The organism is Anaeromyxobacter paludicola, from assembly GCF_023169965.1.
Lineage (GTDB): Bacteria > Myxococcota > Myxococcia > Myxococcales > Anaeromyxobacteraceae > Anaeromyxobacter_B > Anaeromyxobacter_B paludicola.
Map to the genome: position 1 here is coordinate 1243061 of NZ_AP025592.1, position 25069 is coordinate 1268129.

A 25069-nucleotide genomic window follows, 5' to 3' on the forward strand; every position below is an offset into this window, starting at 1 on the left:
AGACGAGGACGCCCGCGGCGCGCTGCGCTCGCGGGCGTTCTTGCGTCCGGGGCCGGGAGCGAGCCGCGCGCGACGGCAGCGGCGCCCGCGAGGACGGCTCGCGAGCGCGCTCCCCGGCCTCGGGCGCGGCTAGCGTCCCTGCAGGTTGCCCGCGCTCGGCAGGAGCGCGCCGTCCTGCTGCACCAGCCAGCGCAGCACCTCGAGCGAACCGAGGAGGCCGACGACCTTCCCCTCCCCGTCCACCACCGGCAGCTGGTGCACGCCGTTCGCCGCCATCAGCGACGCGGCCTCGGAGACGGGCGCGCCCTCGGGCACGGTGAGCGCGGCGTGCGTCATGCCGTCGAAGACGGTGGCGTCGCCGGCGCCCGGCCGGAGCAGGTCGGTCTTGGAGACGATGCCGAGGGGCCGGCCCTCGGCGTCCACCACCGGGAGCGCGTCGAGGTCGCGCTCCAGCAGCAGCGGCGCCACCTCGGCGAGCGGCAGATCGCTCCGCACGGCGACCACGCCCCGGGCGCAGAGCGCGCCGACCGCGGTCCGGTCGGCGGCCGAGGGCTCCGGATCGGCCGCGTCGCGCGCCGCCGGGCGGAGGTCGGGGCCGGCGCCGTGGCAGTCCACGAAGCGGTCCGCGCCCGCCGGGGCGCCGGTGATCCCGCCGCTCCGGTCGCAGGAGAGGCAGAGGTCGAGCGCCATCGACTGCCGGCGGTCGGGGCAGCGCACGCTCGACACGGTGGTCCAGCGCCCTCCGGCCGACAGGATCTGGAGCGCGTGGATCTCGAGGGCGCGAGCGCGAAGGTGCGGCTGGGACGAGGCGGTCATCGGGTGTCCTCCGGGGCGGAACGTCATTCAGGAGCCGTGCCGGTTCGGGCCGGGGCGAATCTGGGCAAGATCCGGATATTCAACGGTTTTGGGGCGCGAATTCTGCGCTCGCGCCCGGCGGCGCGGCACCTTCTGCACCGGGTAGCCCCTCGGCGAGCGCTTTACGGCGGGCATCCCCCTTGAAAGGATCAGGAAAGGAGGTTCGCCATGAAGCGCATCCTGGTGGGGGTGGACGGGTCCGAGGCTTCGGCGAAGGCGGCCCGGCTGGCGGCCGACATCGCGGTCCGGTTCGGAGCCCGGCTCACGCTGGTCTACGTGGTCCCGCGGATGCTCCTGCCGCCCGACGCCTACGGGCTCACCATCGCGGAGGTGGAGAAGGAGCACCGCGCCTACGCGGAGAAGCTGCTCGGCGACGCGGTGGTGAAGCTCGACGAGCCCGGGCTCGACGTGGACTCGCTCGTCATGTACGGCGCGCCCGCCGAGTCCCTCGCCGAGGCCGCGGTGGCGCCGGACGTGGACCTGGTCGTCGTGGGCAGCCGGGGCCGCGGAGCGGTCGCCCGCATGTTCCTCGGCAGCGTCTGCGATCGGATGGTCCACATCAGCCCGAAGCCGGTGCTGGTGAGTCATTAGTAACGGGGGCTGCGCCCCCGCCCCGCCGAGCGAAGCTCGCCGGGGCCCCACCCCTGCTCGCCGGGGCCCTTACGCCCTCGCGCCTGGGCGCGCGGGCTCGCCCGGCTGGAGGGGCGTTGCCCCTCCCCAGCTGCGCTGGGGCCCCTCCCCGGTCGCAGAGCGAGGTTCGCCTGCGCTCGTGCTCCTCTCCTGCCGCATCGTTCGTCGCGGGCGGGCGCCCGCTTGCTCCGATTGATTCCAGTCAAGCACCCGGATAGAACCGGAGTGCATGGACGAGACCCTGTTCGGGGAGCTCAAGCGCTACGTCGAGTGGGGCCCGGACGACGAGGAGGCCCTGCGCCGGCTGCACGCCGTGGCCGTGCCCGAGTTCGGCCGGATCTCGGAGGTCTTCTACGACCGCATCCTCTCGCACGCGGGCGCGCGCCAGTCGCTGACCGGCGGCGAGTCGCAGGTCGGCCACCTCAAGATCACCTTGCAGGCCTGGCTCGATCGGCTGCTCGCCGGCCCCTGGGACGAGGCCTACTTCGAGCTCCGCTGCCGGATCGGGCGCTACCACGTCCACATCGCCCTGCCCCAGCACTACATGTTCGGCGCCATGAACGTCATCCGGCGCGAGCTCAACGACGTCATCGACCGGCGCTACCTGCACGACCCGCCCTCGCTCGCGGCGGCCCGGCAGGCCGCCGGCAAGGTGCTCGATCTCGAGCTCGCGATCATGCTCCACACCTACCGCGAGGACCTCCTCGCCCAGGCGGCGCGGGCGGAGCGGCTCAGCACCTTCGGCCAGCTCGTCGGCTCGATCGGCCACGACCTGCGCAACCCGCTCGGCGTCATCGAGACCTCGCTCTACATCCTCCGCGGGCGGATGGGCGAGGACGAGCGGGCGAAGAAGCACCTCGACCGGATCGGCGACCAGCTCGGCGTCGCGAACGGCATCATCGGCAACCTGCTCGACATGATCCGCAACCGGCCGCTGGCGCGGGCCCGCGTCGCGCTCGAGCCGGTGCTCCGCGCGGCCGAGGAGTCGGTGAAGCGGCCGCCCGGGGTGGAGGTGCGGCTCGACGGGCTCGAGGGGCTTCCGGACGCGCTCGGGGACGCCCTCCAGCTCCGGCAGGTGTTCGTGAACCTGCTCGACAACGCGGTCCAGGCGGCGGCGCCGGCGGGGAGCGTGCGGGTGGAGGCGCGCGCCGCGGACGGCGCGGTCGAGGTGGCGGTCGAGGACAGCGGGCCGGGGGTGGACCCGAACGTCCGCCGCCGCCTCTTCGAGCCGCTCATCACCACCCGCGAGAAGGGCAACGGGCTCGGCCTCGCGCTGGTGAAGCGGATCGTCGAGCGCCACGCCGGCACGATCGCGTACGCTCCCCGGGACGGCGCGGGGGCCCGCTTCGTCGTCACCCTCCCCACCCGCTGACGCCATGCGCCACTACCTCGTCGTCGACGACAACCGGGACTTCGCCGAGAACCTCGCCGAGATCGTCCGCGACGCCGGGGACGAGGTCTCGGTGGCCGAGGGCGGCGCCGAGGCGCTCGTCCTCGCGCGCTCGCGCCGGTTCGACGCGCTGCTCACCGACATGCGCATGCCGTTCATGGGCGGGGCCGAGGTGGTGCACCACCTGCGGCGCGTCGATCCCGGGCTCCCGGCCATGGTGGTCACCGCCCACGCCGCCGACGACGACCTCGCCGCCGCCCGCCGCGAGGGGCTGCTGGCGGTGCTCCCGAAGCCGGTGCCGGTCGGGCGGCTCCTCGAGCTCCTCGCCGGCGCGCGCCGCGACGGCCTGGTGGCGGTGGTCGAGGACGACCCCCACCAGTCCGACAACCTGACCGAGGCGCTGCGCACCCGCGGCTTCGCCGCCGTGACCGCCGCGTCGGTGACCGAGACCGAGCGGCTCGGCCCGGTGCGCCCCTTCGCCGCGCTCTGCGACCTGCGGCTCCCCGGCGGACCCGACGGCGAGGCGATGCGCCGGCTCGTGGCCCGCTTCCCCGGGCTCCCGGTGATCGTGGTGAGCGGCGTCCCCGCCGATCCCCCGCTCGCCTGCGCCGGGCGCTTCGAAAAGCCGTTCGACACCGCCGCCCTGCTCGCCGCCCTGGAGCGGCTCCACGCCGCCCGCCCGCCCGCGCCATGACCCCCCAGACGCCCCGCCGCCCCCGCCTGCTGATCGTCGACGACAACGGCGACCTCGTGGACAACCTCCGGGAGATCCTGGAGGACGCCGGGTACCACGTCACCGGCGCCGCCAGCTGCGCGGCCGCGCTCGACGTCGCCGGCACCGAGGGCTTCGACGTCGCCCTCGTGGACCTGCGGCTGCCCGACGGCGACGGCACCGCCCTGGCGCCGCAGCTCAAGGAGGCGTCGCCGGACGGCGAGGTGGTGCTCCTCACCGGCTTCGCCACGCTCGAGTCGGCCATGGCCGCGGTCCGCGCCGGCGCCTGCGCCTACCTCGTGAAGCCCTGCGCCACCCAGGAGCTCCTCGTCACCGTGGAGCAGGCGATGCGGCAGGTGCGGCTGCACGCCGAGAAGCACGAGCTCGCCCGCCGCGCCCAGACGGCCGAGAAGCTGGCCGCCATCGGCACCATGACCGCCGGCCTCTCGCACGAGATCCGCAACCCGCTCAACGCCGCCGCCCTGCAGCTCACGGTGCTGGAGCGGCGCATCCACAAGCTGCCCGCGGAGGGGCAGCAGCCGGCGCTCCTCGAGCCGCTCTCGCTGGTGCGCGACGAGATCCGCAGGCTCGACCACATCCTCGAGGACTTCCTCCAGTTCGCCCGGCCGCGGGAGTTCGTGGCGCACACCGTGGACGTGGAGACGGTGCTGAAGAAGGTGCTGGACCTCGTGGAGGGGCAGGCGGAGCGGCGCGGGGTCCAGGTGATCCGCGACTTCCAGCCGGTGCCCCCGGTGCGCGGGGACGAGGAGCGGCTGCGCCAGGTGGTGATGAACCTCGCCCTCAACGCGGTCGAGGCCCTCCCGCCCGGCGGCTTCGTCCGGCTCACGAGCGTGCTCGAGGCGCCCGACGGCGCCGACGTCCTCATCCACGTGGACGACAACGGCCCGGGCATCCCGGCCGAGCTGCGCGAGCGGATCTTCGAGCCCTTCTTCACCACCAAGGCGGCCGGCTCCGGCCTCGGCCTGTCGATCGTGCACGCCATCGTGACCCAGCACGGCGGGACCATCTCCGCCGGCGAGTCGCCCGAGGGCGGCGCGCGGTTCACGCTGGCGCTGCCGCGGGCCGACTGACGCCAGGGCGACCCGCGGGAGGGCCGGCGCCGCCCTCCCCGCGCCCGGTCAGCCGGCCTGCTCCTCGCCCTCGTCCTCGCCGCCGCCGCGCCGCCCGCCCGAGCCGTACTCCTTCAGGCGGTACTGGATCTTGCGGACGCTGATGCCGAGGATCTCGGCCGCGCGGGAGGTGCTGCCGCCCACGATCTCGAGCGTGCGCAGGATGGCCTCGCGCTCGATGTCGTAGAGCGTGGCGCCCGGGATGAGGGCCCCGGCGCTGCGGTCGCTCGGCCGCGGCCCGCGCAGGGTGGGCGGGAGGTCGTCGGCGGTGAGCTGGCTGCTCTTGCAGAGGACCACGGCCCGCTCCACCACGTTCTCGAGCTCGCGGACGTTCCCGGGCCAGTCGTGGGAGAGCAGCGCGTTGAGCGTGCCCGGGGCGAGGTCGCGGATGTCCTTGCCGTAGGCCTTCGCGTACTTCTCCACGAAGTGGGTGACGAGGGCCGGGATGTCGCCCTTGCGCTGCCGGAGCGGCGGCAGCGTCACCGCCACCACGTTGAGCCGGTAGTAGAGGTCCTCGCGGAACTTGCCGGTCTTCACCTCGGCGGCGAGGTCGCGGTTGGTCGCCGCCACCACGCGCACGTCCACCTTGATGGTCTGCACGCCGCCGACCCGCTCGAACTCCTTCTGCTGCAGCACGCGCAGGAGCTTGATCTGGAGGGCCGGCGAGATGTCGCCGATCTCGTCGAGGAAGAGCGTGCCCCCGTCGGCGAGCTCGAACCGCCCCTCCTTGCGGCCGATGGCGCCGGTGAAGGAGCCCTTCTCGTGGCCGAAGAGCTCGCTCTCGAGCAGGGTCTCGGAGAGCGCGGCGCAGTTCACCTTGATGAACGGCTTGTCCTTGCGCTCCGACTCCTCGTGGAGCGCCTGGGCGATGAGCTCCTTGCCGGTGCCCGACTCGCCGAGGATGAGGACGGTGGCCCGCGTCGGCGCGGCCCGCTTCACCACCTCGTAGACCGCCTGCAGCTCCGGCGCGTCCCCGACGATGTTGTGGAACCGGTAGCGCTCGCGCACCCGCTCGCGCAGGCTGGCGGTGTCGCGCTTCAGGCGCAGCTTCTCGAGCGCCTTCTCGAGGACCACCAGCACCGCCTTGTCGTCGAGCGGCTTCACCAGGTAGTTCTCGGCGCCGGCCCGCATCGCCTCCACGGCGGTCTCGATGCTCGCGAAGGCGGTCATCATCACGAAGACCGCCTCCGAGCCGAGCTCGCGGGCGCGCTTGAGCAGGGTGATGCCGTCCATCCGCGGCATGCGGACGTCGGTCAGCACCGCCGCCGGCGCGAACTCGACGAGCTGCGCGAGCGCCTCCTCGCCGTCGGTCGCCTCCCGGATGTCGTAGCCCTCCTCGCGGAGGATGTCGGCGAGCCCCTTCCGAGCGTTGGGCTCGTCGTCCACGATCAGGATCCGCTCCTTGCCGGAGCTCCGATCCGGGAAGGTCCCTCCCACCAGGTCTGCCATGCGCTCCCCTTGTCGCACCTCCGCACGCAAAGGCTGCGGAAGCTACGCATAGAATGCACGGAGAGCGGGCAGCATTCCAGCAATACCGGCGCCCGGCCCCGTGTCGGGCGGCCGCGGGGTTGCCCCTCAGCCGGCGCGCGGGGGCGAGCCGGCGGCGGGGGTCGTCTCGAGGCGGCCGAGCCGGTCGTACGGGCGCCAGCGGAAGCGGGCTCCGAGCGAGTGGACCAGCGCCTCGCAGGCCTCCCGCGAGAGCCCCGGGACCCCCACGCAGCTCGCCGCCACGTCGGGGAAGGCGCGGGCGGCCTCCCGGATGAAGTCGCAGGCGGCCCCGAAGGCCCGCTCGCCGAAGGCGTTGGGGCAGAGCCGGACGTAGGTCGCCGGATCCGGCGCGTTGAGGGACACGCTGAGCGCGTCCACGCCCGCCGCGCGGAGCTCCGGCACCACGTCCCGCCCTTCCCGCAGGCTGGCGAGCCCGTCGGTGTCCACCCGGACGCGGGCCACGCCGGCGGCCTTGAGCCGGCGCGCCAGCTCGAGCAGCACGGGCAGGCGGCGGGTCGGCTCGCCGAAGCCGGTGAAGACCACCTCGGACCGCCCCGCGAGCCCGGCCGCGAGGGCCGCCGCCCAGACCTCCTCCACGCCGGGGGCCCGGGAGAGGCGGAGGTCGAAGCCGCCGACGGTGAAGCTGCCGTCCCGGATCTTGGGGCAGAAGGTGCAGGCCAGGGTGCAGGCGCTCGTCAGGTTGAGGTAGAGCGCGTCGCCGAGGACGTAGGCGTGAACCGGGGTCGGGTCAGTCGTCGGCGTGGTGGTTTCCACTGCAGGCGAGGCAATACCGCGCCTCCGGGATGGCGCGCAAGCGCTGGAGCCCCATCGGCCCGCCGCACGCCTGGCAGATGCCGTAGCGCCCCTCCTCGATGCGAGAGAGCGCCGCCTCGATCTCGTGCAGCTCGCGCCGGGCCTCGGCGGCCAGCGGCTCGGCGTCCCCGCCCCACTCCTCCCAGGCCCCCCCGCCCTGCGCGCGCGCCAGGGCGCGGCGCGGGTGGCGCAGCGCCTGGCGGCGTTCCTGGAGCAGCGTCCTGGCGTCGATGTCGATCCGGCTCATCACAATGGAGCCGCGACCGCGGCCCACCCTCCGGGCGGACCGCTTTTCACGAGCCGTGCCCGCGCACAAGGGCGCGACTTCACGCCATATTGCGATGCGGAACTTGCGCTGGAGCCCGCGAACAGCGCACAGCTTGCGTCTCTTCCTCGCACCCCAGGTCAGGGTCGAGCGGCCTGCTCCTCCTCGGCCGGCGGCGCGGGACGGCGGCCGCGGCGCATCACCGCGGCGAGCGCGCGCAGGGCGTCCACCGTCGTGAAGAGCCCGACCACCACGCCGCCGTCCACCACCACCGCCGACCCGAACTTCCGGCGCGCCATGGCCAGCGCGACCTCGTCGAGGGGCGCCTCCGGCGGCACCGCGAAGGGATCGGCGGTCATGGCCTCCGCCACCGTCTCGGTGAGCGGGTCCACGCCCCGGAGCGTCTCGAGCATGTAGATGTCCCGCTGCGAGACGAGCCCCACCAGCCGGTCCTCGTCCACCACCGGCAGGTGGCGGATGTTCCGCTCCCGCATGACGCGGTGCGCGTGCGCCAGCGTCGCGCTGCTCGAGATCACGTAAGGGCTGACGGTCATGAACCGCTGAACGGTCTGTCTGGACACGGCGGATCCCCCCTCCCCCCCAGCCGCAAGGTGGATGCCAGGAGGAGCCGGCGCGGCGCCGGCGAGGGGGTCTCTCGCAGGCCCGCAGGGGAGCCATTCCGGTTGTCTCTGCCCGCGCCATCAGTTAGCTTCCGCGGACCATGGACAAGATCTGGGTCAAGGACGTCAAGGAAGGGGAGCGCATCAAGAGCCGCTTCCTGGTCGCCCGCAAGGCCATCCCCACCGCGAAGAGCGGCAAGACCTACCTGGCGGTCACCTTCCACGACAAGACGGGGGAGCTCGAGGCCCGCGCGTTCGAGGGGATCGAGGAGCTCGCCGCGCGCTTCGAGGACAAGGACTACGTGGACGTGGAGGGCACCGTCGGCCTGTTCCAGGGGAAGCCGCAGCTCCGGCTCGAGGCCGTCGAGAAGGCCGACCCCGCCGGCGTGGATCCCGCGGAGTTCGCCTGGGCGCCGCCGCCCGAGCCCAAGAAGCCGGAGAAGTCGGGCTTCACCGAGGCCGAGGACGCGCTCTGGAGGGAGCTCGCCGCCATCGTCGAGGCGGTGGTCGATCCCAACGTGAAGAAGCTGCTCGCGGCCTTCCTCGAGGACGAGGACGTGGCCCAGCGGCTGCGGCGAGCCCCGGCCGCGAAGAGCATCCACCACGCCTACCCGGGCGGCCTGCTCGAGCACACCGTCTCCTGCCTCAAGCTCGCGCACCGGCTCGCCGACCACTACCCGCAGGTCGATCGCGACCTGCTGGTCGCCGGCGCCTTCCTCCACGACCTCGGCAAGATCCGCGAGCTCTCCTTCGAGCGGCAGATCGAGTACAGCGACGAGGGGCGGCTCATCGGCCACCTGGTGATGACGGCCCAGTGGATCCACGACAAGGCGCGCCGGGTCGGCATCCCCCGCGACCTCGAGCAGCACCTCGTCCACCTCGTGCTCGGGCACCACGGCCGGTACGAGTACGGCTCGCCGAAGCTCCCCATGACCCTCGAGGCGCTGCTCACGCACTACCTCGACGAGCTCGACAGCCGGGTGAACTCCTGGCTCAACCTCATGGGCGGCGAGGGCGGCACGCGCCGCTGGACCGACTCCAACAACGTCTACGAGCAGCACATCTGGCGGGGCACCCTCCCCACCGTGCAGGCCGAGAAGAAGGGGCCGCCCGCGGAGGTGATGACCCCGGTCATCTACGTGCCGCGCGAGGGGCGCGCCCACGAGCCGCGGCGCGGCGCCCAGCCGCCGAAGAAGAAGCAGCCGCAGAAGGAGCGGCGCGAGCAGCCCGCCCGCGAGAAGGCCGCGGCGGCGCCCGCCGGCGAGGCCGCGCAGCCGGCCGAGGCGCGCCCCGAGGGCGCCCCCGCGCACCGGCCCGAGCGACCCGATCGCCGCGAGCACCGCGCCGGTCCGGGCGGCCACGGCCCCGGCGGCCACGGCGGTCCGGGCGGGGCCGGCGGCCCGGGCGACCGGCGGCGCGGCTACACCGGTCCGCGGCTCCCGGGCGACAAGGGCCCGCAGGCCCGGCCCGCCAAGGCGGCCGGCCTGACGCACAACCCGTTCGCCGCGCTGGCGCAGAAGGTCGAGTCCGGCGAGCCGGCCCAGGCCGAGCCGCAGGAGCCGGCCGCCCCGGCGGAGGCCACCTCCGCGGCGCCGCCGCCCGAGCCGCCCCCCGCGGCCCAGGCCGAGGCGCCGGCCACCCCCGAGCAGCCCCAGGGCGGCGGGGAGCCGACCGGCCAGTAGCCCTCGAGGAGGTGGAGCGTGGTCCCCTTCGGCCGCGTGGCGGCGATCTTCGACGTCGACGACTCGCTCCTCGACGGGAACGCCGGGACCATCTTCACCTGGTACCTCTACAGCGAGAAGCTGATGCTGCCGGAGGTGCGGGCCAGGGTGCCGCGCGTCATCTACGAGTACGCGCGGCACCGGCTCACCGAGCAGGACATGGTCGAGGTCGGCTCGAAGTGCCACCTCGGGCTCCGGGCCGACGACCTCAAGGCCCACGCCCACGCCTGCTTCCAGCGCCACCTGAAGAAGCGCATCACCGCCGGCGCCGTGCGCCAGGTGCGCAAGCACCTGCTCTCGGGCCACTTCGTGGTCGTGGCCTCCGGCTCGCCGCAGTACATCATCGAGGAGGTGGCGCGGCACCTGCGCGTGCACGCCGCCCTCGGCACCCGCACCCGCATCGTGGACGGGCGGGCCACCGACCAGATCATCCCCCCGGTCGTGTTCCGCGACGGGAAGCGGGCCGCGGTGGAGCGGCTCGCCGAGCGCTACGACCTCGACCTCGCGAAGAGCTTCCTCTACTCCGACGCGCTCGCCGACGAGCCGCTGTTCGAGTCGGTCGGCCACCCGGTGGTGGTCAACCCCAAGGCGCCGTTCCGGGCCGTCGCCGAGCGGCGCGGCTGGCCGGTGGTGGAGTGGAAGGAGCGGAACAAGGGGGCGGAGCCCCCCGACACCGCCGACGAGTGGGGCAGCTGGGGCGGCTAGGGCAGCCGGAACAGCCGCCGCGCGTTCTCGGTGGTGCGCTCCCCCACCTCGTCCACGCTCACGCCCCAGAGCTCCGCCACCTTCTCGGCGGTCTTCGCCACGAAGGCCGGCTCGTTGCGCTTCCCGCGGAACGGGACCGGCGAGAGGAAGGGGCAGTCGGTCTCGACGAGCACGCGATCGCGCGGCGCGCGGCGCACCGCCTCGCGCAGGTCGTCGGCGCTCTTGAAGGTGACCACGCCGGCGATCGAGAGGTGGAGCCCGGCGTCGAGCCAGGCCTTCGCCCGCTCCCAGCCGCCGGTGAAGCAGTGCATCACCCCGCCCGCCGCCGGGAGCCCTTCCTCCGCCAGCACCCGGGCGCAGACGTCGTCGGCCTCGCGCAGGTGGATGACCACCGGCTTCTCCACGGCGCGCGCGAGCTGCAAGCTCCGGCGGAAGGCCGCCTCCTGCACCGCGCGCGGGGAGTGGTCGTAGTGGAAGTCGAGGCCGGTCTCCCCCACCCCGACCACGCGCCGATCGGCGGCGAGCGCCTCGAGGGCGGCCCAGTCCGCCTCGGGCACGTCCACCGACTCGTGGGGGTGGACGCCGACGGTGGCGCTGAAGAGGTCGGGGCGCGCGGTGGCGAGCTCGAGCGCGTCGCCGAACGACCCCGGCGCGCGCCAGAGCCCGACCAGCACCATCCGCGAGAGGCCGGCCGCCACCGCCCGCGCGATCACCTCGTCCCGGTCGCCGGCGTAGTCCTCGCGGTCGAGGTGGGCGTGCGAGTCGAGCAGGCGCGGCATCACTTCACCCGCGTGCCCGGGGCGATCGCGTCGCCCACCTGCACCACGGTGAGGTTCGGCGGCTCGCCGGCGGCGAGGAGCATCCCCTGCGAGGTGATCCCGCGGAGCGCCCGCGGGGCCAGGTTCGCCACCACCACGATCTTCTTGCCGACGAGCGCCGCCGGATCCGGGTAGGCGAGCGCGATGCCGGCGACGATGGTGCGCGGCTCGGGCTCGCCCGCGTCCACGGTGAGCTTGAGGAGCTTGTCGGCCTTCTCCACCTTCTCGGCCGCCTTCACCTGCGCCACCTTGAGCTCGACCCGGGCGAAGTCGTCGTAGCCGATGACCCCGGGGGGCGGCGGCGGGGCGGCCGGGGCGCGGGCCGAGGCCTTGGCGGCCCCCTCCGCCGGGCTCGCCGCCTTCACGACCTTCGGAGGCTCCGCCGGGACGATGAGCTTCTCGACCAGCTTCGCGTCCACGCGCGCGATCTGCGGCGGCTTCTCGGCGATCCGGACGGGCGCGCCGGCGAACGGGTCGAAGCCCTCGTCCCAGGTCCTCGGCCGCTCCTGGCCGAAGGCGGCGAGGAGCTTCGCGGTGAAGCCGGGCATCACCGGGCCGAGCAGCACGGCGACGCCGGCGAGCGCCTTGGCGGCCGAGAAGAGCAGCGCGCGCGAGGCCGGCGAGGCCGGATCCTCCCAGGGCTTCTGCTCCTGGAGCCGCTTGTTGCAGAGCCCGGCCACCTGGCTCGCGAGCCGCACCACCTCGCGCAGCTCGAGGGCCAGATAGGCCTTGCGCCCCTGATCGAGCGCCGCCCGGGTGGCCTCGGCGATGGCCGGCTCCGGCGTCTCGGAGAGCGGCTCGCCGGCGCGGGGCACGAGCGCCGCCACGCGCGAGGCGAGGTTGGCCACGTTGTTGGCGAGGTCGGCGTTGATCCGGTTGCGGAACTCCTCGAGCGAGAGGTCGAGGTCGGAGATGCCGGGCCCGAGGTTCGCGGCGTAGAAGTAGCGGAGCAGCTCGGGGTCGAGGCCGGTCTCGAGGTAGGTGCGGGCGGTGATGAACGTGCCGCGCGACTTGGACATCTTCTCGCCGTTGACGGTGAGGTGGCCGTGGACCGCCTCGCGGTCGGGCGTCTTCAAGCCCGCCGCCTGGAGCATGGCCGGCCAGAAGACGGCGTGGAAGCGGAGGATGTCCTTGCCGATGAAGTGCTCGAGCCGCGCCGGGGCGGCGGCGGCGAGGTAGCGGGCCTCGAACGCCTCGGGCGAGAGCCGCTCCCGGGCCTCCTCGGCGAAGTGGTGCTCGGCCGAGGCGATGTAGCCGATGGGCGCGTCGAGCCAGACGTAGAGGTACTTGCCCGGGAACTCGGGGTCGTCGAGCGGGAAGCCGAAGTACGGCGCGTCGCGGGTGATGCACCAGTCCTGCAGGTCGGCGAGCCAGCCCTTCACCTGCTCGCGCACCGCCGGCTCGAGGTGGCCCGGCGCCTCCACCCAGGCCCGGATCTCCGGCTCCACCTTGCGCAGGTTCACGTAGGCGTGGTCGCTGGAGCGGACCACCGGGGCGTTGCCGCAGAGCACGCAGCGCGGTTCCACGAGCTCGCGCGGATCGTAGATGGCGTTGCACCGCTCGCAGCCGTCGCCGTACTGGTCGGGCGCGCCGCACTTCGGGCAGGTGCCCTTGACGAAGCGGTCGGGCAGGAAGCGCTGGTCGTGCTCGCAGTAGAGCTGCTCGACCGACTTCTTGTAGATGAGCCCCTTCGCCTTGAGCGCCCGGTAGATGCGGTGCGCCCAGCGGGCGTTCTCCGGCGAGTCGGTGGTGTAGTAGGTCGAGAACTCGACGCCGAAGCGGGAGAAGTCGGCGTGCTGCTCGGCCCGGTACTTCTCCACGAAGGCCTTGGGGCTCATGCCGGCCTTGGCCGCGTTCACCTCGATGGGCGTGCCGTGGGAGTCGGCGGCGCAGACGTAGGTCACGTCGTCGCCGAGCATGCGCCGGCAGCGCACGTACACGTCGGTCTGGATGTACTCGACTAGGTGCCCGAGGTGGATGGAGCCGTTGGCGTACGGCAGGGCGCTGGTCACCAGGAGTCTCTCGCTCACGCTTCGCCTCTCGTCGTCGGTTCGCTGGAAAGGAAGCGGAGCAGGGCGCGCTCGAGCAGCACCCGCCCCTCGCCTCCGGTCTTCATGGCGACGTCGCTCTCGGCCAGCGCCGAGAGGAAGTCGAGCAGCTCGCCCCGCCCGTAGCGGAGCGAGGCCTGGTACTTCATCCAGAACCCGTAGGGCTTCTTCTGGCCGAGCTCCTCCCGGGAGATGGAGGGCAGCACCAGCGCCTCCCACTCCGAGACCGAGCGCAGCCGCCGCTCCCCCGCCGCCGCCCGCGCCCGCTCGCGCTCGACCACCAGCCGGCGCACCGTGGCCGCGAGCGAGCCGAGGAGCATGTGCGGGCTCGCGCCGTCGGCGAGGCTGCGCGAGAGCACGCCCAGGGCGCGCGGCAGGTCGCGGGCCTCGACGGCGTTGCCAAGGGCGAAGAACGGATCGGCGGCGACCCGCGTGACGAGCTCGTCCACGTCGGCGGCCCGGATGACCTTCCGGTCGCCGACGAACGCCGCCAGCTTCGCCACCTCGCTCGCGAGCTGCCGGGCGTCGTCGCCGACGAGCTCGGCGAGGCGCGCCTCGGCGCCCCGGTCCACGCTCTTGCCGGTCCCGGCGAGGAGCGCCTCGAGCACCGGCCCGAGCACCGGCCGCTCCTGCCCGAACGGCCCCTCCACCTCGATGGCCAGCGAGACCCTGCGCCCCGCCGCGACGAGCTTCTTCACGAGCGGCAGCCGGCCGTCCACCTTGCCGGCGGCGACCACCAGCACGTGCCCCTTCGGCAGCCCGTCCCCGAGGAGCGCGTCGAGCGCGGAGGCGTCGTCGCGGGCGGCCTTCATCTCCCGCTCCCGGGCGAAGGCGGACGCGGCGGCGACGAAGGCGCGCCCCTCCTCCCCCAGGTCGAGCCCGAGGTCGCGCTCGAGCGCCGGGAGGTCCCCCTTCCCCTTCTTCGCGCCGGGCGCGGCGGCGAGGTCGTCGGCGCTCCAGCCGGCCTTGGCGGCGAGGGCGAGCAGCCGCCGGGCCGCCTCGCGCTGCCGCCCCTTCTCCCACATCTCGCGGGCGCGGTCGAAGGCGCCCTGGGCGTCCTCCTTCGAGGCGAGGAAGGCGGGCTCGCGCAGGAGCACCACCTTGCCGCTCCCGAAGAGGCCCCGGGTGGCGAGCTCGGCCGCCACCTCGGCCGGCGAGGCCGCCGGGTCGAGCTCGACGAGGTCGAGCGCGCGCCGCGCCTCCGGCACCAGCGCGCCGCAGAGCTCGGCGGCGGCCCGGGCGGCGAGGAAGGCGTCGCCGTCGAGGAGGTAGACCGGCGCGGGCGAACCGGCGCGCGCCTCCGCGAGGCAGCCCTCGAGCGTGTGGGAGGCGGCGGCGCGCGGCCGGCGGGGACCGGGGCTAGCCATGGAACCACCCGATGAGCATGCGCTCCAGCGCGAGGGCCGGGGCGCCATTCTGCCGGAGCGCCCGCAGGGCCTGCTGCACCCGGTCGCGGCGGCGCAGCACCGCGGGCGGGGGGAGCGCCTCCGCCGCGCGGCGCGACAGGGGCGCGAGATCCGGCAGCGCCAGCGTCGCGCCGTCGCCGGCCACCCCCACCGCGAGCACGTCGCGGAGCCAGACCAGGAGCAGCTCGCAGGTCTCGCGCGCCAGGTCGCGATCCTTGCCGGCGCGGGCCGCGTAGCCGAGCCAGGCGCCGGCGTCGGCCGGGTCGAGCGAGGCCGCCTCCTCGACCGCCTGCCGCCGCTCCTCCAGGGCCTCGGCGTCGAGCCCGAGCGCCCGCCCCAGCGAGCCGCCGGCGAGCGCGGCGGCCACGCGGGCGGCCGCGGGCTCCCAGCCCTCCGCCAGGAGCCGCGCCGAGACCAGCTCGTCCGGCAGGGGCGCGAACGGCACGCGCAGGCAGCGCGACTTGATGGTGGCGAGGAGCCCGTCGGGCGAGGACGAGACGAGCACCAGGGTGGTGTCGTCGGGCGGCTCCTCCAGCGTCTTCAGGAGCGCGTTCTGCGCCTGCACGTTCATGGCGTCGGCCGGGTCGACGACCACGAACCGGCGGCGCCCCTCGAAGCGCTTCATCCCGAGCCGCCGGTCCACCAGCTCGCGGATCTGATCGACGACGATCTCCTTCGAGGGGGTCCGCCCGCCCTTCGGCTCCCAGCGGCCGGCCTTCGCCATCTCGCGCTCCTCGGCGAGGAAGAGGACGTCGGGGTGGAGGCCGCGGGCGATGCGGGTGCACGGGCCGCACGCCCCGCACGCGTCGGCGCCGGCCGCCGCGGGCCCCTCGCAGTTGGCCGCCTGGGCGAGCAGCCGCGCCGCGGCGCCCTTCCCCACCCCGGCCGGCCCGCCGAACAGGTAGGCGTGGTGGAGCGCGCCCCGGGCGAGCGCGGCGCGCAGCGAACCGACGGCCCGGTCCTGGCCGATGATCTCCGCGAAGGGCATGGGAGGAGCGCGAAAATAGCATAAGGGACCGGACGGCGCGCCGCCGGAACGCGCGGGCGCGGGCGCGGGCGCGCAGCGCCTCTCGCGGCGGCCGGCGCCCGGGTCAGGCGCTGCGCGCGGCCGCCTCGCGCCCGGCGAGGCGGGCCACCGCGTCCGCCAGCTCGGCGGGGCCGATGGGCTTCGCGAGGTAGAGCTGGTACCCGGCGCCGAGCGCCTCCTGCCGGTGCTCGGTCTGGGTGAAGGCGGTGAGCGCCGCCGCGGGGATGGCGCCGCCGCGCTCGGGCGGCAGGGCGCGCACGCGGCGGATGAGGCTGTAGCCGTCCTCGCCGGGCATGCCGATGTCGCTCACGAGCACGTCGGGCCGGTCCTGCGCTAGCAGCCGGAGCGCCCCCTCGACGTCGCGGGCGGCCGACACCACCGCGCCGGCCTGCTCGAGCAGCTGCCGCACCACCTCGAGCGTGTCCGGGTCGTCGTCCACGATGAGGACCCGGAGCCCCCCGAGCGCCGCCGGGACCCCCGGCTCCGGCGCCGCCCGCAGCGCCGGGCGGGCCGCCTCGGCGCGCGGCCGCGGGCGGAGCTGCACGTTCGGGAGGCTCACCGTGAAGGTGGCCCCGAGCCCCTGCCCCGGGCTCTCGCCCTGCACCGTGCCCCCGTGCGCCTCGACCAGGTGCCGGACGATGGCGAGCCCGAGCCCCATGCCCCCGTGGACGCGGGTGGTGCTCGAGTCGGCCTGGCGGAACCGCTCGAAGACGTGCGGCAGGAACTCCGCGTCGATCCCCTTGCCGGTGTCCTGGACCTCGACGAGGACGCGCCCGTCGGCGCCGCGCAGCCGCACCTCCACCCGCCCCCCGTCCGGCGTGAACTTCACCGCGTTGGTGAGCAGGTTCCAGAACACCTGCTGGAGCCGGCCGGCGTCGCCGGAGACCGCGCAGCCCTGCGCCGCGAAGACGGCAGTGATGAGGATGTCGCGCGCCGCCGCCGCCGGGCGGACGGTGTCGATGGCCGCCTCCAGGATGGGCACGATCTCGAGCGGGCGGACGTCGAGCCGCAGCTCGCCGCGGACGATGCGCGAGACGTCGAGCAGGTCGTCCACGATCTGCGCCTGGGTGGTCGCCCCGCGCTCGATGGCCTCCACCGCCCGGGCGGTGGAGGGGGCGTCCAGCTTCCCCAGCCGCAGGAGCCGGGCCCAGCCGAGCACCGAGTTGAGCGGGGTGCGCAGCTCGTGGGAGAGCGTGGCGATGAACTCGTCCTTGGCCCGGTTGGCCCGCTCGAGCTCGGAGCGCGCCGCCTTCTCGCGGGCGAGCACCGCCGCGCGGGCCTCCTCCACGCGCCGGCGCTCCGACATGTCGCGGAAGACCAGCACCACGCCGGCGGTGCGGCCGCGGCGGTCGCGGATGGGCGCGGCGGTCCCCTCGATCGGGATCTCCCCGGCGGCGCCGTCGATGGCGGCGCGCGGCGGGAGCTTCACCACCCCGTCCACGAGCGCCCGCTCCGCGGGGTGCGGCAGCCGCTCGCCCTCGGGGCCGTGCAGCCGGAAGACCTCCGCCAGCGGCCGGCCGGCGGCGCCCGCCTCGGAGCAGCCGGTGAGCCCCTCCGCCACGGCGTTCATGAGGGTGACCCGCCCGCGCATGTCGCAGGCGATCACCGCGTCGGCGATGCTGCCGATGGTGGTGCGGAACCACTCGCGCTGCTCGCGGAGGGTCTCCTCGACGTGGCCGCGATCGTCCTCCATCCGGAGCAGCGTGCTCGCGTTCCACCAGACCACCACGCCGCCGGCGACGATGCCGGAGACGACCATGAACGAGGCGCCGAGCAGCGTCTCGTGCCCGGAGCCGACGCCTGCCACGAGCAGGAGCCAGCCGAGCACGAGCGGCAGGAGCACCACCGCGAGGAGCAGCCGGCGCGCCACGAACCCGACCGGCGAGGCCGAGGAGACCACCCGCATGAAGCCCGACTCGGGCCGGCAGAGCAGCACCGCCGTGCAGAGGAGCGCGAACCCGATGCCCGAGTGGAGGGTGAGCGAGCCGGTCTCGCCGCGGACGAGGGGCGGCTCGACCCCGTACGTGTAGCCCACGATCGACTGGAGCGGGAGCAGGGCCGCCGTGAGCGCCAGCATCTGGGCCGGCCGGTGCCCGCGCCGGGTCTCCCAGTCGAGCAGGACCAGCGCGCAGCCGACGAGGAGCAGCGTGAGCGCGCTCGACGGGGCCATGCGCCCGGGGTGCACGTCCCCCACCGGATCCTGGAAGAGGAACTGGTCGAGGTGGAGGTCGGCGACCGCGACGTACTCGGCGGTGGTGCCGAGCCCGAGCAGCGCCACCGCGAGGCCGAGCGCCATCCCCAGCCGCCGCGCCCCGCGCGACCGGGGCTCGGGCGCCAGGATCCAGACCGCGAGCCCGCCCAGGAGCATGCCCAGGGCGGCGTTGGCCTTCATGCTGGCGTGGCCGGGCGCGAGGGTCTTGAGCGCCTGGAGGTGGAACAGCCAGCCGCAGAGCACGAGGGCGCCGGCGAGCGCCACCGCGGCGCCGAGGGCGCGGCCGAAGTGCCGGAAGGAGACGCCGAAGCTCGCCTGGTCGCTGTCCACTGGCTCGAACCGGGGGGTGGCGGAAGTGTCGCCTCAACGGGCCGAAAAGGGAAGCGGCCGGCCCCTGCCGGGCAGGCCGGAGAGCGGACCGGGCCGGCCGCGGCGACGCCGCGGGCTCACCCCTCCCGGCCGAAGGTGACCGCCCCGAGGAGCGCGCCCATCCCCCCGGCGACCGCCGGGTTGCAGGCGATGCTTCAGGTCGAGCCGAGGGCCCGGGAGAGGAAGCTGTACCCGAGGCCGAGCGCGGCGCCGGCGGCCACGCCCTTGAGCACGGCGGCGAGCCGCCGCGCCGCCGGAGCTGGCGCCGGGCGCGCGGGAGGGTTCCCACCCGCGGTGGGGGACGGAGGCGGCGCGGAGGGGTCCGGGAGAGCCATCGGAGGTGGGAGGCCGGAGCCGCGCGGAAGGGTTCGGCGGACCGGGAGGGTCAGTGGGCCTCGGCCCAGCTGTGGCCCGCGCCCACCTCGACCTCGAGCGGCACCGCCAGCTCGGCGGCCCCGCCCATCTCCTCGCGCAGGATCGCGGTCACCTCGGCCTGCTCCGCCTCCGGCGCCTCGACCACCAGCTCGTCGTGGACCTGCAGCAACAGGCGCGCCGAGAGCCCGCGCTCGCGCAGCACCCGGTCCACGCCCAGCATGGCGATCTTGATGACGTCCGCCGCGGTCCCCTGGATCGGCGTGTTGACCGCCATCCGCTCCGCCGACTGGCGCAGCGCCGGGTTGCGCGCGGTGATCTCCGGGAGCGCCCGCTTGCGCCCGAAGAGGGTCCGCACCTCGCCGGTCCGCCGCGTCTCGGCGATGATCCCGTCGAGCCAGCGCTTCACCGCGGCGTAGCGGGCGAAGTAGCGGTCGATGATCCCCTGCGCCTCCGCCGGCGGGAGGTCCAGCCGCTGCGAGAGGCCGAAGGCGGAGAGCCCGTAGGCGATGCCGAAGTTGAGCACCTTCGCCACCCGGCGCTGATCCGCGGTGACGTCGCCGGGCGCCACGCCGAAGGTCTCGGCCGCGGTGCGGGCGTGCACGTCCTCGCCGGTGCGGAAGCTCTCCAGGAGCGCCGGGTCGGCGGCGTAGTGGGCCAGGATGCGCAGCTCGATCTGCGAGTAGTCGGCCGAGACCAGCAGGTGCCCGGGGGGCGCCACGAAGGCGGCCCGGATGCGGCGCGAGAGCTCGGTGCGGACCGGGATGTTCTGGAGGTTCGGGTCCGAGGAGCTGAGCCGGCCGGTGGCGGCCCCGCCCTGGTGGTAGGTGGTGTGGATCCGCCCGTCGGCCTCGACCAGCTGCGGCAGGGCGTCCACGTAGGTGCCCTTGAGCTTGGCGAGCGAGCGGTGCTCGAGCACCAGCGCCGGGAGGCCGTGCTGCTCGGAGAGCTTCTCCAGCACCTCCTGATCGGTGGAGGGGCCGGTCTTGAGCCGCTTCAGCACCGGGAGCTTCAGCTCCTCGAACAGCACCTGGGCGAGCTCGCGCGTCGAGGCGATGTTGAAGGCGTGGCCGGCCGCGGCGTGGATGCGGGCCTCGAGGTCGCGGATCGCCTTGCCGAACTCGGCGCTCATCGACTCCATGGCGCCGCGGTCCACCGCCACCCCGGCCTCCTCCATGGCGGCGAGGACCGGCACGAGCGGCCCCTCCACCCCTTCGTACAGGGCGGTGAGCCCCTCGTCGGAGAGCGCCTGCCGGAGCCGCGCGGCGAGATCCACCAGCGCCGCCGCGCACGGGACGGCGTGGGCCGCGACCCGGTCCACCGGGAGCTCGCCCGGGAGGGCCGCCCCGCGGCGCCCGCTCCCCGCCCCCTCGAGCGGCGGCAGCTCGCAGGAGAGCCGCTCCCGCGCCACGTCGGCGAGGGCGTGCTCGCGCCGGGTGGGCAGGAGCAGCCGGCTCGCGAGCTCGGTGTCGAAGGCGGCGGCCGCGGCGGGCGCGAGCCCGAGCCGGCGGAGGGCGTGGAGCTCCGGCTTGAGGTCGTGGGCGACGAGGCGCGGCCCGCCCGGCGCGAAGAGCGGCGCGAGCGCCTCGGCGGCCACCGCCGGCGCGAGCTGCGCCGGGGCGCCCAGGTAGCGGTGGCCGAGCGGCAGGTAGAAGCCGCGCCCCCCGCCGGCGAGGGCCAGCCCCGCCACCGGCGCCGCGCGGGGCGCCTCCCCGTCGCGCAGGGCGCGCAGGCCGATCTCCTTCGAGTCGAGGAGGTGGGCCACCGCGGCCTCGAGCGCGGGCCGATCGAGGAGCACCTCGACCGCCTCGTCGCGCCGGGTCGGCGGCGGCGCCGGGAGGTCCTTGAGGAGCCGCGAGAACTCGAGCTCGCTGAAGAGGGCGCGCACCTCGCCGTCGTCGGGGACGCGCCGGGCGAACGCCTCCGGCCCCTGCGGCACCTCCACGTCGCACTTGATCTCGACGAGCTTGCGGTTGAGCCGGATCCGATCGGCGCTGGCGACGATCTTCTCCTGGAGCTTCTTGCCGCCGCGGCTCACCGCCTGCGGGATCTCCTCCGGGCGGGCCAGCATCGCCTCGACGGTGCCGAAGTGGCGCACCAGCGCGGCGGCGGTGACCTCGCCGACCCCGGGGATGCCCGGGACGTCGTCGATCTTGTCGCCCAGGATCGCCATGTACTCGATCACCTGCGACGGGGTCACCCCGAGCTTCTTCTCCACCTCGGCCGGCCCGGTCCACCCGCCCCGCCCGCTCGCCTCGGCCATCGGGTCGTAGAGCGAGAGCCGCTCGTCCACCAGCTGCGCGAAGTCCTTGTCGCCGGTGACGACCACCACCTCGAAGCCCTGGGCGCGGGCGCGGCAGGCGAGCGTGCCGATGACGTCGTCGGCCTCGAAGTTCTCGAGCTCCACCGCCGGGACGGCGAGGGCCTTCGCCACCTCGCGCACCAGCGGGAACTGGCGCTGCAGGTCGTCGGGCGCCTCGGGCCGGCTCGCCTTGTAGCCCGGGTCGAGGTCGTGCCGGAAGCTCCTCCGGCCCTTGTCGAGCACCAGCGCCACGTGCGTCGGCGCGTGCTCCCGGAGCGCCTTCAGCAGCATGGTGGTGAAGCCGTAGACGGCGTGGGTGGGGACGCCCTTCGTCGTGGTGAGGGGCGGGAGCGCGTGGTAGGCGCGGAAGACGAAGCCGGAGCCGTCGATGAGCGTGAGCGTCGGCACCGGCCTCGCCTCCTAGCGGATGTCCACGATGTCGCCCTGCGACTCGCCCGGGCTGGTCGCGAGGACCTGGTCGTCCGCGAACGGCACGTAGAAGCGCACGCCCTGGTCGGCCCGGTTCACCAGCCCCCGGTCGAAGGCGACGCCGGCGTGCGGGAGCGCGCCGGAGGTCGTCGGCTTGCGGTACATCGGGCTCAGGCCGGAGTGGGTGGTGATGATGAGCGCGGTGTCCTGCAGCCGCGTGCCGGTCCCCATGAAGTCGGCGCGGAACGCGATCGCCGGCCCCGGGGCGAGCGGGTCGGTCCACCACGTGTAGACCGCGCAGTAGGCCGACTGGCCCGGGCAGCGCGCCTCGGCCGGGTAGTAGATCCGGCGGGCCTTCCGGGCCAGCGCGCGGGCGCTCGAGGGGGTCGCGTCGTAGTCGGCGGTGGACCAGGCGAGCGCGTACCGCTGCCCGAGCTGGGGCCGGCCGGCGTAGCCGGTGACCGAGCCGATCAGCACGAGCCCGCCGCTGCGCACGGTCAGGTGCACCTGGCTGCCGATGACGCCCGCGGTGGCGTCGAACCGGGGCAGCGCGGAGAGGCAGTGGGTGCCGCTCGCGTTCAGGTCGGAGAGCGCCACCGCGCCGCCCGGGTAGTTGACCGGGTCGGGGGGGAGCACGGCGGAGATCGGCAGCACGGCGTTCCCGGCCGAGTCGAGCGGGCAGGTCGAGACGTTCTGGCCGCTGGCCGGGGTGACCACGGCCAGATCCTGCCGGCCGTTCGCCGCGTCGTCGCCCACGCCGAGGAAGGGATCCGAGAGCGCCGCGGTGACCCGCCAGGCGGTCCCGAGCTGCTCCTGGAGCGCGACGGCCGGCGTGCCGTCGGCGAGCTGGAAGAGCACGCCCGGCCGGTACGCCAGGGAGGGCAGCACGCCCTGCCAGACCACCTGGAACTGCTCGGCCCGGGTGAAGCCCGGGGTGACCTCCACCCGCTTCGGCAGCAGGGTCGAGTCCAGGGTGAGCGCCACGGTCTCGTCCTCGGGATCGCCGAGGCCGAGCGCCTCTCCGGTGATCGCGCTCGAGGGGACGGCCGAGGTGACGGTGTAGGCGCGCACCCGGGTCGAGTCGTTCACGAGGAGGGAGACGTCGCTCGGCATGTCCCAGCGGCCGAGGTCCACCATGTAGACCTTGCCGTCCGAGCTCGGGACCGCGGCCACGGCGGAGGTGTAACGCTCGCCGGACCCCGGCGCGATGCGCTGGAGCGGGAAGCCCTGGTTCGTGTCGAGCATCGCGTAGATGCCGTTGCCGGCCGAGGCGGGCGGCAGGGCGATGGAGATGCCGAGCGGGTAGCCGGGGACGTGCACCGGGGCCCGGAACGGCTGCGCCGGGACCGGGTTCCGCGAAGGCACGGCGCTCGCGGCGGGGTCGGAGGCGAGCGCGCGGGCGGCCTCGTCCAGGGTGACGAGGCCGCAGTCGATCTCGCGATCCGCCCCGCAGGCGCCCTCGTCGAGGACCGCGTAGACCCGCAGCTTCGGATCGGCGCCGAAGGTGTCGGGCGCCGACGGGAGCCGCTCCCGGACGTAGGCGGCGGCGACCAGGCGCGTCGGGGCGCGGGCGTCGAGCGGGATGACGCGCCAGCCGAGGCCGGGCGGACCGGCGACCACCTCGGCCACCCCCTGCACCGTCGCCCCGCTCGCGGTGGTGAGCGCGTCGGAGGTGGCGCAGAAGATCCGCCAGGTGGCGTCGTTGGCGAGGAGCGCCGACATCTGGCTCACCTCGAAGCCGAGGTGCTGGACCCAGACCGGCCGCGCCGAGCGGGAGAGCGACGCCTTCCCCGGGTCGCGCTGGTACTCGACGACGGCGAGCTGGCCGCCGGTGAGCGCCACCACCACCCAGGCCTTGCCGGGCTGGGCGGAGGTGATGCCGGTGGCGTCGGGGCCGAGCGCCGGGATGGCCACCATGGAGAGGATCACGCTGCCCGGGGCGACCGCGTCGGAGAGGTCCACGCCGGGGTAGGCCACCGAGGCGTCGCCGGAGATCCGGTTCTCCTCGTCCCAGGTGGTGACGAGCTGCACCAGGGTCGAGCCGGCGCCGGCCGCGACGAGCAGGTCCGAGCCGCCGTCCTGCAGCGAGGTGGAGGCGAGGAAGGTGGGCCGGGGCGCGGTGGCGATGACCAGCGGGAAGACCACGCCGGGGCCGACGACCGCCGACTCGGTGACCGGGTCGATGATCTGCAGCTCGTCCCCGCGGGAGGAGGCCACCGCGAAGTAGGTCTGCAGCGTCCCCGGGTGCGCGCGGGTGACGCCCTGGAAGGCGACCACCGCGGCCGGGCCGGAGAAGCGGGCCCCCACGGTGACGGAGCTGCTGCCGCAGCCGGAGAGGGCCAGGAGGCCCGCGGCGCCGAGCGCCGCGAGCCGGGCGAGGCGGCTCATCGCTCCCTCCCGATCCGCTTCACCACCCGCGCGGCGCCGGGGTGATCGGGATCGAGCTCCACCACGCTCACGTAGCCGCGGTCGAAGGAGCCGACGTAGATCCGGTCGCAGGCGGCGACGGGCGCGCTGCCGCCGGCGCAGGCCACGTTCGGGCGCTGCTCGACGGCCATGCCGAAGGGCTGCTTGCCGAGCTCGGGCGTGCCGGTGGAGGAGAGGGCGAAGGTGCGGACCACCGTGCCGGTGTCGTCGTCGTAGAGGGTCATGCTGTCGTCGTCGGGGCTGGTCACGGCCACGAGGTCGCCCTTCCCGGCGCGCGCCGGCAGGACCTTCACCTGCGTCGAGCCGCGGTCGAGGGGGACGACGCGCGTGACGCGGGCGCTCGGGTCGCCGTAGGGCTGCTCGGTGAGCTCCACCACGGCGAGCGCGCCGGCCACGTCGTCGGTGGGCCGGGCGCCGGTGGAGGAGGCGGTGTCGGCGTCGTAGAGGCGGAGCGCGACGTAGGCGAGGCGGCTCGCGCCGGCGCGGGGGTTCGAGAGCGCGATGCCGCGCGTCTCGGCGCCGCGCACGAGATCGTAGAGGTTCACCGCCGACACCGCGTCGTCGGAGTAGAGATCCACCCAGCGGATGGGGGCGTCCCCCACCGCGGCGAAGCCCGAGGTGACGTAGAGCCGGCCCATCACCGCGTCGTAGGTGGAGGAGAAGGTGAACGAGGTCCCGAGCGAGATCCGGGTCTGCGTGGTCGGGCTCTCGAGCGCCACCTCGGTGAGGTAGCCGTCGTAGGCGGAGGCCCGCAGGAAGCTGACGAAGGCCGACTGCTGCGTCACCCCGTCCACGACGCGGCAGGCGAGCGTCACGCCGTACGGGTCCGCGAGCGCGATCTGGTTCGCGTCGGGGGCGACGTCGAGCGCCACCTTGCAGCCCTCGCCGCAGGCCAGCGCCCCCGTGTCCTCGTCGAGCGTCACCCGGTAGAGCGCGTTCTGGTTGCGCGAGGGGACGAGCACCTGCGCGGGGGGGACGCCGGACGGCGGCGTCCAGCCGGGGCAGGACTGGGCGTCGGCCACCACCACCTCGCCGCCCATGCTGCCGATCCGCGCGCTCCCCAGGATCGCGAGCGCGGCGTTCGGATCGGCCCGGGTGTCGCCCGAGGCGTCCGGATCGACGGCGATGAGCGTGCCGCCCTCGTTCAGGTCGTAGTTGAGGTCGAAGTTGGACGAGACGACGAGGAGCGCGGTCTTCCCGTTCGAGAGCTTCGCGAGCGAGAGGCCGGTCGGGAAGTAGAACTGGCTCGTCGGGGGCGCCACCGCCCGGACCGACTCGCCGCAGCCGGCGGCGAGCAACAGCCCCAGCACCGCACATCCACCAAAGAATT

The 25069-nt window shown here is 74.8% G+C and carries 20 protein-coding genes; 6 read left to right on the plus strand and 14 right to left on the minus strand.

Features of this window, described 5'->3' with window-relative positions:
* Positions 1-129: 129 nt before the first annotated feature.
* Positions 130-816, minus strand: coding sequence for a CBS domain-containing protein (locus tag AMPC_RS05820; RefSeq protein ID WP_248345126.1), 687 nt, complete (start codon positions 814-816; stop codon positions 130-132).
* 207 nt (positions 817-1023) lie between these two features.
* Here AMPC_RS05820 and AMPC_RS05825 point away from each other — a divergent pair, with 207 nt between their 5' ends.
* The 4 genes from AMPC_RS05825 to AMPC_RS05840 all read left to right on the plus strand — a co-directional run bounded on the left by AMPC_RS05825 (position 1024) and on the right by AMPC_RS05840 (position 4678).
* Positions 1024-1446, plus strand: coding sequence for a universal stress protein (locus AMPC_RS05825; RefSeq protein ID WP_248345128.1), 423 nt, complete (start codon positions 1024-1026; stop codon positions 1444-1446).
* A gap of 268 nt (positions 1447-1714) precedes the next feature.
* Positions 1715-2857, plus strand: coding sequence for a sensor histidine kinase (locus tag AMPC_RS05830; RefSeq protein WP_248345130.1), 1143 nt, complete (start codon positions 1715-1717; stop codon positions 2855-2857).
* Positions 2858-2861: 4 nt separating this feature from the next.
* Positions 2862-3569 carry a response regulator gene (locus AMPC_RS05835; protein ID WP_248345132.1) on the plus strand — a complete coding sequence of 236 codons (708 nt, stop codon included), beginning with the start codon at positions 2862-2864 and terminating at the stop codon, positions 3567-3569.
* Entirely contained in the window at positions 3566-4678 is a 1113-nt protein-coding gene (locus AMPC_RS05840; RefSeq protein ID WP_248345134.1) for a sensor histidine kinase, read from the plus strand. The genes AMPC_RS05835 and AMPC_RS05840 overlap by 4 nt, the downstream gene beginning before the upstream one ends.
* 48 nt (positions 4679-4726) lie before the next feature.
* Here the strand turns inward: AMPC_RS05840 and AMPC_RS05845 are convergent, their stop codons facing one another.
* From AMPC_RS05845 to AMPC_RS05860, 4 genes are all read right to left on the minus strand, one after another.
* Positions 4727-6166: a sigma-54-dependent transcriptional regulator gene (locus AMPC_RS05845; protein ID WP_248345136.1), complete on the minus strand. Its 1440-nt coding sequence runs from the start codon at positions 6164-6166 to the stop codon at positions 4727-4729.
* A 126-nt stretch (positions 6167-6292) separates the two neighbouring features.
* Positions 6293-6979 carry a TatD family nuclease-associated radical SAM protein gene (locus AMPC_RS05850; RefSeq protein ID WP_248345138.1) on the minus strand — a complete coding sequence of 229 codons (687 nt, stop codon included), beginning with the start codon at positions 6977-6979 and terminating at the stop codon, positions 6293-6295.
* Positions 6954-7265 carry a TraR/DksA C4-type zinc finger protein gene (locus AMPC_RS05855; RefSeq protein ID WP_248345140.1) on the minus strand — a complete coding sequence of 104 codons (312 nt, stop codon included), beginning with the start codon at positions 7263-7265 and terminating at the stop codon, positions 6954-6956. The genes AMPC_RS05850 and AMPC_RS05855 overlap by 26 nt, the downstream gene beginning before the upstream one ends.
* Before the next feature lie 158 nt (positions 7266-7423).
* Positions 7424-7864: a CBS domain-containing protein gene (locus AMPC_RS05860; protein ID WP_248345141.1), complete on the minus strand. Its 441-nt coding sequence runs from the start codon at positions 7862-7864 to the stop codon at positions 7424-7426.
* A 140-nt stretch (positions 7865-8004) separates the two neighbouring features.
* Between AMPC_RS05860 and AMPC_RS05865 the strand changes: the two genes are divergently transcribed.
* Together AMPC_RS05865 and AMPC_RS05870 are read left to right on the plus strand one after the other, a co-directional pair.
* Positions 8005-9585 carry a 3'-5' exoribonuclease YhaM family protein gene (locus tag AMPC_RS05865; RefSeq protein WP_248345143.1) on the plus strand — a complete coding sequence of 527 codons (1581 nt, stop codon included), beginning with the start codon at positions 8005-8007 and terminating at the stop codon, positions 9583-9585.
* 18 nt (positions 9586-9603) lie between these two features.
* Positions 9604-10329, plus strand: a complete 726-nt coding sequence (locus tag AMPC_RS05870) for an HAD family hydrolase (RefSeq protein WP_248345145.1) — start codon at positions 9604-9606, stop codon at positions 10327-10329.
* Here the strand turns inward: AMPC_RS05870 and AMPC_RS05875 are convergent.
* The 9 genes from AMPC_RS05875 to AMPC_RS05915 form a co-directional block, all read right to left on the minus strand.
* Positions 10326-11108, minus strand: a complete 783-nt coding sequence (locus AMPC_RS05875) for a TatD family hydrolase (RefSeq protein ID WP_248345147.1) — start codon at positions 11106-11108, stop codon at positions 10326-10328. The two genes, AMPC_RS05870 and AMPC_RS05875, sit on opposite strands and share 4 nt — an antisense overlap.
* The gene (gene metG / locus AMPC_RS05880; RefSeq protein ID WP_248345149.1) at positions 11108-13177 is read right to left on the minus strand and encodes a methionine--tRNA ligase; all 2070 of its coding nucleotides are present in this window, start codon (positions 13175-13177) and stop codon (positions 11108-11110) included. Before metG ends, AMPC_RS05875 begins: the two co-directional genes overlap by 1 nt.
* Positions 13174-14562, minus strand: coding sequence for a DNA polymerase III subunit delta (locus AMPC_RS05885; protein ID WP_248345151.1), 1389 nt, complete (start codon positions 14560-14562; stop codon positions 13174-13176). Before AMPC_RS05885 ends, metG begins: the two co-directional genes overlap by 4 nt.
* The gene (gene holB / locus AMPC_RS05890; RefSeq protein ID WP_248345153.1) at positions 14555-15589 is read right to left on the minus strand and encodes a DNA polymerase III subunit delta'; all 1035 of its coding nucleotides are present in this window, start codon (positions 15587-15589) and stop codon (positions 14555-14557) included. The genes AMPC_RS05885 and holB overlap by 8 nt, the downstream gene beginning before the upstream one ends.
* Positions 15590-15692: 103 nt before the next feature.
* Entirely contained in the window at positions 15693-18170 is a 2478-nt protein-coding gene (locus tag AMPC_RS05895) for a hybrid sensor histidine kinase/response regulator (RefSeq protein WP_248345155.1), read from the minus strand.
* 194 nt (positions 18171-18364) lie between these two features.
* Positions 18365-18544, minus strand: a complete 180-nt coding sequence (locus AMPC_RS05900) for a hypothetical protein (RefSeq protein WP_248345157.1) — start codon at positions 18542-18544, stop codon at positions 18365-18367.
* A 50-nt stretch (positions 18545-18594) separates the two neighbouring features.
* Complete coding sequence (gene polA, locus AMPC_RS05905) at positions 18595-21291, minus strand: DNA polymerase I (RefSeq protein ID WP_248345160.1); 2697 nt, start codon at positions 21289-21291, stop codon at positions 18595-18597.
* A gap of 12 nt (positions 21292-21303) precedes the next feature.
* A complete protein-coding gene (locus AMPC_RS05910; RefSeq protein ID WP_248345162.1) occupies positions 21304-23700 on the minus strand; it encodes a hypothetical protein in 2397 nt (798 codons plus the stop codon).
* On the minus strand, positions 23697-25049 hold the full coding sequence (locus tag AMPC_RS05915; RefSeq protein ID WP_248345164.1) for a YncE family protein: 1353 nt from the start codon (positions 25047-25049) through the stop codon (positions 23697-23699). The genes AMPC_RS05910 and AMPC_RS05915 overlap by 4 nt, the downstream gene beginning before the upstream one ends.
* Between the last annotated feature and the right edge of the window lie 20 nt (positions 25050-25069).

What these genes read in the sequence shown, in the direction of transcription:
- AMPC_RS05900 (WP_248345157.1), bottom strand. Translation starts at nt 18,544, where the DNA reads ATGGCTCTCCCGGACCCCTCCGCGCCGCCTCCGTCCCCCACCGCGGGT.
- AMPC_RS05820 (WP_248345126.1), bottom strand. Translation starts at nt 816, where the DNA reads ATGACCGCCTCGTCCCAGCCGCACCTTCGCGCTCGCGCCCTCGAGATC.
- AMPC_RS05830 (WP_248345130.1), top strand. Translation starts at nt 1,715, where the DNA reads ATGGACGAGACCCTGTTCGGGGAGCTCAAGCGCTACGTCGAGTGGGGC.
- holB (WP_248345153.1), bottom strand. Translation starts at nt 15,589, where the DNA reads ATGCCCTTCGCGGAGATCATCGGCCAGGACCGGGCCGTCGGTTCGCTG.
- AMPC_RS05885 (WP_248345151.1), bottom strand. Translation starts at nt 14,562, where the DNA reads ATGGCTAGCCCCGGTCCCCGCCGGCCGCGCGCCGCCGCCTCCCACACG.
- AMPC_RS05825 (WP_248345128.1), top strand. Translation starts at nt 1,024, where the DNA reads ATGAAGCGCATCCTGGTGGGGGTGGACGGGTCCGAGGCTTCGGCGAAG.
- AMPC_RS05875 (WP_248345147.1), bottom strand. Translation starts at nt 11,108, where the DNA reads ATGCCGCGCCTGCTCGACTCGCACGCCCACCTCGACCGCGAGGACTAC.
- AMPC_RS05840 (WP_248345134.1), top strand. Translation starts at nt 3,566, where the DNA reads ATGACCCCCCAGACGCCCCGCCGCCCCCGCCTGCTGATCGTCGACGAC.
- AMPC_RS05865 (WP_248345143.1), top strand. Translation starts at nt 8,005, where the DNA reads ATGGACAAGATCTGGGTCAAGGACGTCAAGGAAGGGGAGCGCATCAAG.
- AMPC_RS05855 (WP_248345140.1), bottom strand. Translation starts at nt 7,265, where the DNA reads ATGAGCCGGATCGACATCGACGCCAGGACGCTGCTCCAGGAACGCCGC.
- AMPC_RS05845 (WP_248345136.1), bottom strand. Translation starts at nt 6,166, where the DNA reads ATGGCAGACCTGGTGGGAGGGACCTTCCCGGATCGGAGCTCCGGCAAG.
- AMPC_RS05910 (WP_248345162.1), bottom strand. Translation starts at nt 23,700, where the DNA reads ATGAGCCGCCTCGCCCGGCTCGCGGCGCTCGGCGCCGCGGGCCTCCTG.
- AMPC_RS05835 (WP_248345132.1), top strand. Translation starts at nt 2,862, where the DNA reads ATGCGCCACTACCTCGTCGTCGACGACAACCGGGACTTCGCCGAGAAC.